The organism is Planotetraspora thailandica (assembly GCF_016863335.1).
Taxonomy (GTDB): Bacteria; Actinomycetota; Actinomycetes; order Streptosporangiales; family Streptosporangiaceae; genus Planotetraspora; species Planotetraspora thailandica.
Map to the genome: position 1 here is coordinate 1 of NZ_BOOR01000015.1, position 11,896 is coordinate 11,896.

At 70.2% G+C, this 11,896-nt stretch carries 10 protein-coding genes; 2 read left to right on the forward strand and 8 right to left on the reverse strand.

Annotation, left to right across the window (positions count from 1 at the left end):
• Nucleotides 1-480: 480 nt before the first annotated feature.
• The 4 genes from Pth03_RS12665 to Pth03_RS12680 all read right to left on the reverse strand — a co-directional run bounded on the left by Pth03_RS12665 (nucleotide 481) and on the right by Pth03_RS12680 (nucleotide 6,120).
• Nucleotides 481-1,824 (reverse strand): M1 family metallopeptidase, encoded by a 1,344-nt coding sequence (locus Pth03_RS12665; protein ID WP_203944415.1) that lies wholly within the window; start codon nucleotides 1,822-1,824, stop codon nucleotides 481-483.
• A 100-nt stretch (nucleotides 1,825-1,924) separates the two neighbouring features.
• Nucleotides 1,925-3,616: a sensor histidine kinase gene (locus Pth03_RS12670; protein WP_203944416.1), complete on the reverse strand. Its 1,692-nt coding sequence runs from the start codon at nucleotides 3,614-3,616 to the stop codon at nucleotides 1,925-1,927.
• 69 nt (nucleotides 3,617-3,685) lie between these two features.
• Nucleotides 3,686-4,690, reverse strand: a complete 1,005-nt coding sequence (gene cydB, locus Pth03_RS12675) for a cytochrome d ubiquinol oxidase subunit II (protein ID WP_203944417.1) — start codon at nucleotides 4,688-4,690, stop codon at nucleotides 3,686-3,688.
• Between the two features lie 50 nt (nucleotides 4,691-4,740).
• A complete protein-coding gene (locus tag Pth03_RS12680; protein ID WP_203944418.1) occupies nucleotides 4,741-6,120 on the reverse strand; it encodes a cytochrome ubiquinol oxidase subunit I in 1,380 nt (459 codons plus the stop codon).
• 352 nt (nucleotides 6,121-6,472) lie between these two features.
• Between Pth03_RS12680 and Pth03_RS12685 the strand changes: the two genes are divergently transcribed.
• On the forward strand, nucleotides 6,473-7,021 hold the full coding sequence (locus Pth03_RS12685; protein WP_203944419.1) for a hypothetical protein: 549 nt from the start codon (nucleotides 6,473-6,475) through the stop codon (nucleotides 7,019-7,021).
• Between the two features lie 116 nt (nucleotides 7,022-7,137).
• Here Pth03_RS12685 and Pth03_RS12690 read toward each other — a convergent pair whose 3' ends face one another.
• The 4 genes from Pth03_RS12690 to Pth03_RS12705 all read right to left on the reverse strand — a co-directional run bounded on the left by Pth03_RS12690 (nucleotide 7,138) and on the right by Pth03_RS12705 (nucleotide 11,067).
• Nucleotides 7,138-7,812, reverse strand: a complete 675-nt coding sequence (locus Pth03_RS12690) for a response regulator (protein ID WP_203944420.1) — start codon at nucleotides 7,810-7,812, stop codon at nucleotides 7,138-7,140.
• 61 nt (nucleotides 7,813-7,873) lie between these two features.
• Nucleotides 7,874-8,869, reverse strand: a complete 996-nt coding sequence (locus Pth03_RS12695) for an Acg family FMN-binding oxidoreductase (RefSeq protein WP_203944421.1) — start codon at nucleotides 8,867-8,869, stop codon at nucleotides 7,874-7,876.
• A complete protein-coding gene (locus Pth03_RS12700) occupies nucleotides 8,866-9,756 on the reverse strand; it encodes a universal stress protein (protein ID WP_203944422.1) in 891 nt (296 codons plus the stop codon). The genes Pth03_RS12695 and Pth03_RS12700 overlap by 4 nt, the downstream gene beginning before the upstream one ends.
• Before the next feature lie 111 nt (nucleotides 9,757-9,867).
• Nucleotides 9,868-11,067, reverse strand: a complete 1,200-nt coding sequence (locus tag Pth03_RS12705; RefSeq protein ID WP_203944423.1) for an MFS transporter — start codon at nucleotides 11,065-11,067, stop codon at nucleotides 9,868-9,870.
• A 116-nt stretch (nucleotides 11,068-11,183) separates the two neighbouring features.
• Between Pth03_RS12705 and Pth03_RS12710 the strand changes: the two genes are divergently transcribed.
• Entirely contained in the window at nucleotides 11,184-11,783 is a 600-nt protein-coding gene (locus Pth03_RS12710; RefSeq protein ID WP_239118989.1) for a TetR/AcrR family transcriptional regulator, read from the forward strand.
• The last annotated feature ends 113 nt before the right edge of the window (nucleotides 11,784-11,896 follow it).

Sequence of the window (11,896 nt, forward strand, 5' to 3'; positions counted from 1 at the left end):
GACCACATCCCCGACCACGACCAACCCACCCTGACCAGCGAAAACCTCACCCCGCCCGAGGGCGAGAAGACCGAAACGCATGACAGCGGCATCCGCGCAGACCAATGCGCCGGCGACAGAAGCGACCTCTATGCCGGCGAATCACGAGAAAGCGCTGCCCACGTCACGCCGCGACGGGGTCAGAGCTCCGCAGAAAGGGCGACTTCACATGCTCGAGACGACTCGTACGCCAGTGACGATCACAGCCCAGCCACTCCACCCGGCCGACCAAGCCCACTCCTCGGACACGATGACGACCCGACTCCCTTCTGAAGGCTCGTCGCCCATCGCCCATCACTCATCGGCCGCCGCCCGTCGTCCATCGCCAGAAAGGGCAGCCGAGCCGCAGGACGCGCTCGATCACGCGGCGCAGCAACGGGCGGCAGGGACTGTCTGTGGGCAACGTCCCGGCCGGGGCCGGAAAACCGCGGGTCCGGACGTTCAGCCGTCGATGCGGTGGGTGGCCCAGAACGACGCCAGGTCAACCGAGGTCACAGCCTGCGCGGCGGCCTTGAAGTCCGCGGTGGTCGACACGCCGTACCAGTGGGAGGCGGCATAGGTCTTCAGCAGGTTGTTCATCGCCGTCGTGCCGATCGTGCGCCGCAGGTCGTGCAAGGCGCACTTGCCGTACGTGTAGACCACGGTGCCGTACCGGTTCGTATGGGTGTCCCAGTAGGCCATGGAATTGCTGATCTTCTCGGACGACGACTGCCACGAGACGTTGTTCCAGCAGTTGGTGCCCGAGACGTTGTTGTACAGGTCGGTCGCGTAGTCGGTGAACGACTCGTCCAGCCACGGGCTGGTGTATTCGTCGTCGCCGACGATGCCGTACCACCACTGGTGGGCCAGCTCATGGGCGAGGGCTGTGGAGCTGACCACGTCGAGCACGAAACCGGGGTATTCCATGCCGCCGAACCAGAAGTTGTTGTCGAGCACCACGTCGGCCTCGCCGTAGGGGTAGGCCCCGAACCGGCCGGCGTGGGCGCTGAGCGCGTTCTTCGCGGTGGTCATCATGGAGGAGGCGCTGCTCGAACTGATCGAGCTGACCCGGTAGACGTTCACCACGACGCCCGTGGTGGTGGTGCTGGTGGTCTTGACGAACGGCCCGGCCGCCCAGGCGAACTCGCGGACGTCCACGGCGGTGGCCTTGGTGATCGTACGGCCGGACGCGCCCGGCGTGTCGACAGAACTGCCTGTGGCGGGCACGAACAGCGAGGCCGGGTGATCGAGCGTGACCGAGTAGTCACTGATGATCGAGTAGAAGGACTCGCCGTTGTTGCTGTACGGGTCGAGGTGCCAACCGCTCGCGTCGCGGACCGCCAGGACCGGCAGGGCGTTGCCGATGAAGTTGTAGGACCCGTCACGGCCGAACCTGTCGGCGCCGGCGGGCACCACGATGCTCAGGTCGAACCCGATCGAAGTGCTCTGATTGTGGGCGAGCGGCGCCGGCAGCGTGATCTTCAGCGCGGTGCAGGACACGGACAGCGGCGACGGCGTGCCGCCGGTCACGTTGGTCACAGTGATCGGCGTGGAGGAGGGGCACGACCCGTGGTAGTTGTCCCACAGCCGGAGGTAGATCTCCGTCAGGGGATCGGTGGAGGGATTGGTGAAGGTGACACTCTCGTGTCCCGTCCACGTGCTGCCGGACGCGTTGCTGGTCAGGGTGACCGTGTAGGCGGGTGAGGCCGGAGTTCGGGTGCCGTCCACCGCGAGGGCCCCCGACGGAACGCCCCAGACGATGAAAAGTACGGCCGCGATGCTTGAGATGACAACTCGTCGGACCATGCGGGCGGCTCTCCCTTCGGGCACCGAAACCCCCACCTGCCGACGTAATCTAACTTCTTGTCAAATGTCGGTCAATGATCATAGTTGAGGAAATCCAGATTCACGTGATCGGAACCCGCCACCGCAAGCGGGTGCCGCCGATCTCCGCCGGCTCCACCGCGGACGAGCCGCCCAGTGCCTGTGCCCGTTCCTCGATGTTGCGCAGCCCGCTGCGCCTTCCTCCGGCCGGCACGCCCACACCGTCGTCCTCGACGACCAGGGTGAGCCACCCCTCCCCCGCCCGGACCGTCACGTCGGCCCTGCGGGCCTTGGCATGCCGTACGACGTTGGACAGGGCCTCGCGGAGGACGGCCAGCACCTGGTCGGCGAGCTGAGAGGACACGTCGTTGTCGAGCTGGCCCTCCAGGCTCAGGCCCGGCATGAAACCGAGGTGCCCGCGCGCGCCCTCCACCACGTCGACGATCCGGGCCCGCAGCCCCGGCGCCTGGGCATCGCGAGGGGTCTGCAAGGCGAAGATCGTCGAGCGGATCTGCCGGATGGTCCCGTCCAGCTCGTCGATGGCGCTCTGCAGCCTCGACGAGGCCTCCGGGCGCTCCACGAGGCGCACCGTGCTCATGAGCGTCATGGCGACGGCGAACAACCGTTGGATGACGACGTCGTGCAGGTCCTTGGCGATGCGGTCGCGGTCCTCCAGGAGGCCGAGCCGCTCCGCGTCCTTTCTGGCCTCCGCCAGCTCCAGCGCGAGGGCGGCCTGCCCGGCGAAGGCGTACAGCGTCCGCATCGAGGACCCGCCGAACGGAACACGCCCCGAACGTTTGCCCAGCTGCAGAACCCCTCGTACGGCTCCCGCCGCGCCGAGCGGCACCACCGCCAGCGGGCCGGGCACACGATGCAATCCGGAGTTCAAAAGGTCGTGCTCCGCCGGGTCGTCCACGGTCAGGGGTTCTCCGGTCAGGAAGGCCCGGCCGGCCGGCGTGTCGGCGATCTCCCGTGCCGTGTACCTCTCGCCCTCCCGGCCTTGTTCGTCCACCGTACGGACCGTCTCGCGGCCGTCCTCCGGCAGCAGGATCATGACCACGTCGGCGCCGACCATCTCGCGGGCCCGGCGCGCCAGCAGGGTGAGCACCTCGTGCGGTTCTGCGCCCGACAGCAGCGCCGTGGTGATCTCGGAGGAGGCGTGCAGCCAGCTCTCTCTGCGCCGGGTCTCGTCGTACAGGCGCGCGTTCTCGATCGCGACTCCGGCCGCGGTGGCGAGGGCGACGACGATCTCCTCGTCCTCCTCGTCGAACTCCCCTCCCCCGCGCTTCTCCGTGAGGTAGAGGTTGCCGAACACCTCCTCCCTGACGCGGACAGGCACGCCCAGGAAGCTGCCCATGGGTGGATGGCCCGGCGGGAAGCCGTACGACTCGGCGTGCGTGGAGATGTCCGCCAGGCGCAGGGTCTGGGGCCGCTTGATCAGGAGTCCCAGCAGCCCCAGGCCGTGCGGCCAGTGCTCGATCCTCGCGATCTCCTCCTCGGTCAGCCCGACGGGAACGAACTGCACGAGGGTCTGGTCCTCGCCGATCACGCCCATGGCGCCGTAGCTGGCGTCCACCAGCGTGGTCGCCGTCTCCACGATCCGGTGCAGCACCGTCTCCAACTCGAGGTCGCTGCCCACGGAGACGACGGCGTCCAGCAGGCCGTGGACGCGGTCGCGGGTCGCCATGACCGCGTTGAGCCGTGTCTGCAGCTCCGACAGCAGCTCATCCAGCCGCATGTTCGGAATCAGGGAGCGTGGCTCGTTGTCCGTCATACCCGAAAGTTTCCCACCGGGCGGGCACGGCCGCCGAGCCTATGGACGCCGCCGGGTGAGTCGTGATCGTCACGAGGCCGCCCGCCCGGCGCCGCGGGACGCCGTCTCGCCGCCCAGCCTCCGGCGGAAGATCCAGTACGTCCATCCCTGGTAGGCCAGCACGAGAGGCGTGAAGATCGCCGCGACCCACGTCATGACCGTCAGCGTGTACGGCGTGGAGGCCGCGTTGTGCACGGTCAGGCTGTTGGCCGGGTCGAGCGCGGGCATGACGTCCGGCCACAGGCCTCCGAAGAGCGTGACGGTGACCGCGACGATTGCCGCCGCATTGGCCGCGAACGCCCACCCGTCGCGGCCGCGCGAAGTGGCCATGATGGCCGCGACGATGCCCGCGGCCGCCGCGACCACGCCGACCCAGGTGGCAGCCGTGCCGGTCGCCACCTGGGTCTCCACGAGGAAGGCTCCCCCGGAGACCAGCGCGAGGAGGCCGAGAGTCCGCGCCGCCTCCCGCGCGTGGTCGCGCAACTCCCCCGTCGTGCGAAGAGCCAGGAACACCGCGCCGTGGAAGGTGAACAGCGCCAGGGTGGCCAGGCCGCCGAGCAGGGCGTGCGGGTTGAGCAGTGTCAGCAGCGTGCCGGTGAACTCGTGGCGGGCGTCCAGCGGCACGCCGCGGACGATGTCGGCGAAGGCCACGCCCCACAGGAACGCCGGGCCGAGCGACCCCCAGAAGAACGCGCGATCCCACCCCCGCGGGCTGTCGCTCTTGTTGCGGTATTCCAGCGCGACGCCGCGGACGATCAGCGACAGGAGGATCAGGAAGAGCGGGAGGTAGAACCCGCTGAACAGGGTGGCGTACCACTCGGGGAAGGCGGCGAACATGGCCCCGCCCGCAACGAGCAGCCAGACCTCGTTGCCGTCCCACACCGGCCCGATCGACCCCACGAGGACGCGCCGGTCGGCCTCGGTACGGCCGAGCAACGGCAGCAGGATGCCGACGCCGAAGTCGAATCCCTCCAGGACGAAGTAGCCGGTCCACAACACGGCGATGAGGAGAAACCAGACGGTGGTCAGTTCCACGGCTGCGTCCTTGTCACGAGTCGTCGGTGCAAGTAGGAAGTCACTGGAAATCAGTAGGAGAGGACGGGCACGGCGTCGGCGGGCTCCGCCTCGTCCTGCGGACTGACCCTGATGAACTTGATCAGCAGGCGCACCTCGATGGCGGCGAGCACGGCGTAAACCACGGTGAAGCCCGCCAGCGTGGCCGCCACCTCGGCGATATTCACCCCAGGGGAGACCGCGGCCTGCGTCCGCATCAGCCCGAAGACCGTCCATGGTTGCCGGCCCATCTCGGTGAAGATCCAGCCGAGGGTGTTCGCCAGGAACGGCAGGCCGATGCCGGCGATCGCAAGACGGTAGAACGCCGCCCTCTTCGGCAGCCGTCCGCGCCGGGTCAGCCAGAGCCCGCCGAGGGCGAGCAACGCCGCGAGCATTCCGAACCCGATCATCAGGCGGAACGACCAGTAGGCCAGGCCGATCACGGGCCGGTAGTCGCCGGGGCCGTACAAGCGCTCGTAGCGGGCCTGGATGTCGTTGACGCCCTGCACGGTCCCGTCGAGCGTGTTCGTCGCGAGGAAGCTCAAGCCGTACGGGATCTGGATGCTGACGTGGTTGCGGCCGTTCTCGACGTCGCCCACCGCGAACAACGAGAACCCCGCGGAGCTCTCGTCCTCCCAGAGGGCTTCCGCCGCGGCCATCTTCATCGGCTGCTGCCGGGTCATGATCTGCGCCTGCCAGTGCCCGGAGACCGACACGCCGACGGCGGCGAGCAGCGTGACCGCGAACGCCATCCGCGCCGACGTGCGGAACAGCTCCACCTCGCGCCGGCGGAGCAGGAACCACGCGCTGACGCCGGCGACGAACGCACCGGCCGCGACGAACGCACCGAAGACGACGTGCGGGAAGGTGGCGAGCGTCGTGGAGTTCGTGAGCACGGCCCAGATGTCGGTGAGCTCGGCCCTGCCGGTCACCGGGTTCAGCCGGTAGCCCACGGGGTGTTGCATCCACGAGTTGGCGGCCAGGATGAAGTAGGCGGAGGTGACGGTGCCGGCGGACGCCAGCCAGATCGTGGCCAGATGCACCCGCCGCGGCAGCCGGTCCCAGCCGAAGATCCACAGGCCAAGGAACGTCGACTCCAGGAAGAAGGCGAGCAGCCCCTCCATGGCGAGCGGAGCGCCGAACACGTCGCCGACGAAACGCGAGTAGGCGCTCCAGTTCATGCCGAACTGGAACTCCTGCACGATGCCTGTCACGACGCCCATGGCGAAGTTGATGAGGAACAGCCGTCCCCAGAACCTGGTCAGCCGGAGGTAACCCGCCTTACCGGTGCGATGCCACGCGGTCTGCAAGCCGGCGACGATGACGGACAGCCCGATGGTGAGCGGTACGAACAGGAAGTGGTACACGGTCGTGATGCCGAACTGCCAGCGCGACAAGTCCAAGACGTCCATGCGGGCTCGATCCTGAGAGGCTTCGGCGGGGCCGGGGTGCGGCGCCGGGGCACCTTCGCGGCGTCCCCGCAGAGGTTCCCGCCCCTCCGCGCACACGCCCCAGGGCCGTTGGCCTCACCGCGACGGGACGTTGGTCCTTTCGGCGGGAGACACCACGCGCGACGCCGTACGGACCGGGTGACATACCGGGTGACGCAGTGCCGAAGACACCCAGTAACGCAGTGCCGAAGGTCCTGAACCGGGCGGGTCGTCCGGCGTTTCCGGCGAGCCGTACGGCACTGCCCGGCGACGCGCGGAAACGGTGTGCTGAGGGCGGAAAGAAACAGTGACCCCCGCACTGAAAGGGCCGATCATGGCACTCGCCGAAGGGCGCCACCAGCGTGACGCCGCCCCCCTCACGCCCACACCTCGTGCGACGCGTTCCGCCGGCTACGTCTGGGCGGTCGCGCGCATCACCATCGGATGGGTCTTCCTCTGGGCCTTCCTCGACAAGCTCTTCGGCTGGGGGTTCGCCACCCCCGCCGACCGCGCCTGGGTCAACGGCGGCAGCCCGACCACCGGATTCCTCAAGGGCACCAGCGGGCACGCGCTCGGGGATCTGTTCAGCGGCCTGGCCGGCCAGGCGTGGGTCGACTGGCTGTTCATGGCCGGGCTGCTCGGCATCGGCGCAGCCCTCGTCCTGGGCGCCGGGATGAGGATCGCCGCCGTCACGGGCGGGCTGTTGCTGCTGTTCATGTGGGCCGCGGAGCTGCCCCTGGAGAGCAACCCGTTCATCGACGAGCACATCGTCTACGCCGTCGTGCTGGCGGTCCTGGCGCTCACGAACGCGGGCGACACCCTGGGCATCGGCGGATGGTGGCGCAACACCGGCGTCGTGCGGCGACACCCCGTCCTGAGGTGAGAGTGCGTGCCGCGGCGCCCGCCCTCGCGAAGGGCGGGCGCCGACGCGTGCGTTCACCCGTCACGGCCGGCGGCGCAGCGCGGCGTGGCGCCCCCGGGGGCGCGCCCGTCAGGCGCTCACCGGTCCGCGCCGCCGCCCGCACGGCCCCGGTTCTGGGACGGGTCGGCCTTCAGGCGTGCCGCGAGCGCGGCCACCTGAGTACGGCGCTGCATGTCGAGCTTGCTCAGCAGGTTCGACACGTAGTTCTTCACGGTCTTCTCCGCCAGGAAGAGCCGTTCGCCGATCTGCCGGTTGGTCAGCCCCTCCCCGATCAGCTCCAGGATGTGCCGCTCCTGGTCGGTGAGGGCGGACAGCGGGTCCCTGTGGCTCGCCTGGTCGCGCAGCCGCTGGAGCATGGTGGCGGTGGTCGCGGGATCCAGCAGCGACTGGCCGCGCGCGATCGTGCGCACCGCGCCGACCAGATCGGACCCGTGGATCTGCTTGAGCACATATCCGGCGGCGCCCGCCATGACCGCGTCGAACAGGGCCTCCTCATCGGCGTACGAGGTGAGCATCAGGCAGGCGAGTTCCGGGACGCGGGAGCGCACCTCCCGGCAGACGTCCACACCGCTGCCGTCGGGGAGCCGCACGTCGAGCACCGCCACGTCGGGCCTGAGAGCCGGAATCCGCGCCACCGCCGATTCCGCTGTGCCGGCCTCGCCCACGACCTCGATGTCGTCTTCGCCCTCCAGCAGCGCGGCGACGCCGCGGCGGACGACCTCGTGATCATCTACAAGGAAGACGCGAATCATGCCTAGGACGGTAAGGGTGCCGGGGCGGCGGCGGTAGAGGACCAAGGTCCTTTGATCCGGGTCAGCGGTCGTCGAGGACCTCAGACGAGGGACGGCGCACGCTGCCCGTGTCGTCCAGCGCGAACCCCAGCCTCATGATCATTTGAGGGAACGCGCCTGCGGTGAGATGCCGCCGGATGAACTCCCGCAGCTGGGGCATCTCCAGCGCCTGGGTGTGGAAGGCCGCGCTCAGCCCGTAGGCGGAGGCGTGCAGCAGAACGTGTTGCAACGCCTGACCGGCGGCGAGCCAGTCCTCGCGGGTGTCGCCCGGTGTGGTGAGCACCGCGACGAGGCCGGTCGCGGTGGACAGCGGCTGGTCGGCCTCCTCTCCCCAGGGGTGCCCGCGGGTGAAGTCGCGCTGCGCGAAGTGCTGCGGCCAGGTGCGTCCCGGCGCGGCGGGGCGGCCGCCCGCCTGAACGCCGTCGCGTCTGGTGCTGCCCGCGGGCCTGCTCCAGCGCATCACCTCCATGCTGAACGCGCGGTCGTGGGACTCGACCTCCTGCGCGGCGGTGGTCAGCGCCTCGAGCACGCGCACGGCCGACTCCGACCGGACGGGCATGAGGTCGGCGTCCTCGGTGCGGGCCTGCGCCACCAGGGTCTCCACCAGCTCCCCGGGCACGGGCAGGGCGGTGAAGCCCGCACGATGCGTACGGCGGCGCTCGATCTCGGCATGCAGCGACCGGGCCTCCTCGTGGCACTCCCTGGCCGTCCGGGGCCGCACCGTGGCCAGCAGTGACGGGCGGTCGGGGTCCGGCAGCGGCCGCACCTCCGGCTCGTACCCGAGCGCGCTCAAGGTGATCCGGACGTTGAAGAGGGCGGCGCCACAGCTGATCAGCATCTGGCGGCCGGCCGCGTCGGCGACGCGCAGCTTCCTGTCGGTGTCCGCGCGAAGGGAGATCTCGTCACCGGAGATGGCGAACGACCAGGGCTGCGTGTTGTGCACCGAGGGCGCCCAGACCGCCGCGTCGACCGCGGCGCGCGTCACACGGGCGACCGCGTCAGATGCCCAGGTGTTCACGGCGTTCCTCCCGCAGGCTCGGAACCATGCTCCGGCGCTCTCACGACGGCCAGCGGGCAGCGCGCGTGATGCAGCATCGCCTGGCTGACCGAACCGAGGATCAGCCGCGCGAACTCGCCGTTCCCCCGGGAGCCGACGACTAGCAGGTCCGCTCCATCGGAGGCCCGTCTGAGCACGTCGGCAGGGTGGCCCTGGACGACCTCCTCGCTCAGCTCGACGTCGGGGTGACGTTCCCGCATGCCCGCCAGGGCCTCCGCCAGCAGGCGCCGCTCGTCCTCCTCGTCCTCCTCGGCGTCGCGGACGGGCACGAACGCTCCGCCCTCGCTCCACAGCCACAGCGGCCACGCATGGACCGCGCGGAGCCGGGCGCCTCGCAGCGCCGCCTCGGTGAAGGCGAATTCCAGAGCCGCCGCCCCCGCGGGTGAGCCGTCGACGCCGGCCACCACCTCGCCCCGCGGCGGCGAAGGCACCTCGCGCACCACCACGACGGCGCAGTGCGCGTGCCCCGCCACGCCGTGCGCGACGGACCCGAGCAGCAGACCGCGGAAGCCGCCGATCCCGTGGTTTCCGAGCACGATGAGGTCCGCCTCCGCCTCGGCGGCCTTGATCAGCGCCGCGCGGGGGTCGCCCGCCAGCAGCGCGGACTCCACCTCGATCTCCGGCGCCTCCTTGCGCACGCGCTCGATCGCCCCCGCCAGCACCTCGGCGCCGCCGGCGCGCATCCACTCGGCCACCTGGGCGCAAGAGCCGCGCGCGCCACCCTTGAAGATCCATTCGGGAAGGGCGTGGACGACCTTCAGCGGCTCCTCCCGCAGCGCCGCCTCCCTGGCCGCCCAGCCGACGGCCTCGAAGGCGACCCGTGATCCGTCGGCACCAACGATGATCATCTCTGCCCCCTTCGCCACCACCTCTCCATGACATCCGTCTTCGCGTCCGTAGCTGAAGCGCCGAAGGTCCCTCGGGGAAGGGACCTCCGCCCCGGCCTCAGCCTTACCGCGCTACCCCCTGACGTCGCTCACCGGCGCGTCCACAGGGCCCGGAACGCGCCGGTCCCCCGTACGCAGCACGCCGGCGAACACGGCGAGGCAGGCGGCGAGCGCTGTCACCACGGCGAAGGACACCACGAGGCTGGTCGCGTCGGCGATCGTGCCGATCATGAACGGCGCGATGAGCCCGGAGGTGTAGGTGACGGTGGCGACGCCCGCGATCGCCTGGCTCGGATTCGGGCCCTTGCGCCCGGCCGCGGCGAACGCCAGCGGGATGACGACCGCGATGCCGACGCCCAGCAACGCGAAGCCCGCCATCGCGACCAGCGGGTGCCAGGCGATCACGACGAGCAGGCTGCCGGCGGCGGCGACCAGACCCCCGGTCCGTACGGTGCGGACCGCTCCGAACCGGTCCACCAGGGCGTCGCCCGCCATCCTGGTCAACGCCATCGTGAGGGTGAAACCCGTGGTCGAAGCGGCGGCCACGCCCGCCGAGGCGGTCAGGACGTCACGCAGGTACACCGCGGACCAGTCCAGGCTCGCGCCCTCGCCGAAGGCCGCGCAGAAGGCGACCGCGCCGATCAGCAGCGCCGACTTGGGCGGGAGCGTGAACCGCGGAGGCGGGTCCTCGTCCTGATCGGGCCGCAGGTCGAGCACATACCGGGACGCCACGAGACCGGCTGTCGCGAGGGTCGCGGCGGCCACCACGTGGTGCAGCTGGGCGTTCACGTCGAGATGCGCGGCGAGAGTGCCCACGGCGGAGCCGGTCAGCGCGCCGACGCTCCACATGCCGTGCAGCCCCGACATGATCGACTTGTCGAGTCGTTTCTCGACGTCGACGCCCAGCGCGTTCATCACCACGTCACACATGCCCGCGGTCGCCCCGAAGACGAACAACGACAGGCACAACGTCAGCAGGTTCGGCGCCAGCGACGGCGGGATCAGAGCCAGCGTCCACAATGTGAGCAGGCCGCGGAGCGTGGCGCGGGTGCCGAATCGGTGGCTCAGCCGGGCCGCGAGGGGCATCGCCGACGCGGCGCCGATCGCCGGGAAGGCGAGCGCGATCCCCAGCTGGCCGGCACTGACCCCGGCGTGCTCCTGGATCCACGGAACCCTGGTCGCGAAGGACCCGGTCACCGCGCCGTGCACGCAGAACGCGGTGGCCACCGCATATCGGGCGCGCCGCACGGTGCGCTGGTCGTAGCGTGCCAACGAGAGACTCCCCGTGTTCGTTCGGCCCACGTCGGCCGCCCTTGAGAACTGTAAACTCAAATACCGACCAAGTGGTAGGTATCCGGCCGCGGAAGCCGGAGCCGGAGAGAGGGACAGTGGCCGACGGAGTTCAGCACGGCTACGAGAAGGGCCGCGCGAAGCGGCGCGAGATCATCGACTGCGCCATGACGCTGTTCGGGGAGGTCGGCTACCGTGGCGCGTCACTGCGCGAGATCGCGGCCCGGTGCGGCATCTCCCATCCCGGCCTGCTGCATCACTTCCCCACCAAGGAGTCGCTGCTGCTCGCGGTGCTCACGCAGCGCGACGAGGTCGACGGGGAGTGGCTGTCGTCCGAAGGCGCCTCTGGCCTCGATGCGCTTCGCCGTTTCGTCGGCCTGGTGTCCCTGAACGCCACTCGCCGGGGCATCGTCGAACTCTTCGCCGTGCTGTCCGCCGAGGCGACGTCCGCGGCCCATCCCGCGCACGCCTATTTCGTCGAGCGCTACCGGGCCTCTGTCCGCTCGTTCGAGCTGGCCTACACGCGGGCCCGCGACGAGGGGGTGCTGCGGCCCGGCATCGATCCGGGTACGGCGGCGCGCCAGCTGGTCGCCCTCATGGACGGCATGCAGGTGCAGTGGCTGCTCGACGACGGCGCGACCGACATGGCGGGCGTCGTGCGGGCGCACGTCCAGGCCCAGCTGACGGTGCCGCTCTGAGCCACCCGTTCCGTCCCCCCTTCACGGCGCAGTCCTTGCTTCACGGCGCAGTCCTTGCTTCACGGCGCAGTCCTTGCTTCACGGCGCAGTCCTTGCTTCACGGCGCAGTCCTT

Coding starts and splice junctions, on each gene's coding strand:
- Pth03_RS12680 (WP_203944418.1), bottom strand. CDS start 6,120: ATGGACGTCTTGGACTTGTCGCGCTGGCAGTTCGGCATCACGACCGTG.
- Pth03_RS12700 (WP_203944422.1), bottom strand. CDS start 9,756: ATGATCATCGTTGGTGCCGACGGATCACGGGTCGCCTTCGAGGCCGTC.
- Pth03_RS12670 (WP_203944416.1), bottom strand. CDS start 3,616: ATGACGGACAACGAGCCACGCTCCCTGATTCCGAACATGCGGCTGGAT.
- Pth03_RS12685 (WP_203944419.1), top strand. CDS start 6,473: ATGGCACTCGCCGAAGGGCGCCACCAGCGTGACGCCGCCCCCCTCACG.
- Pth03_RS12665 (WP_203944415.1), bottom strand. CDS start 1,824: ATGGTCCGACGAGTTGTCATCTCAAGCATCGCGGCCGTACTTTTCATC.
- Pth03_RS12690 (WP_203944420.1), bottom strand. CDS start 7,812: ATGATTCGCGTCTTCCTTGTAGATGATCACGAGGTCGTCCGCCGCGGC.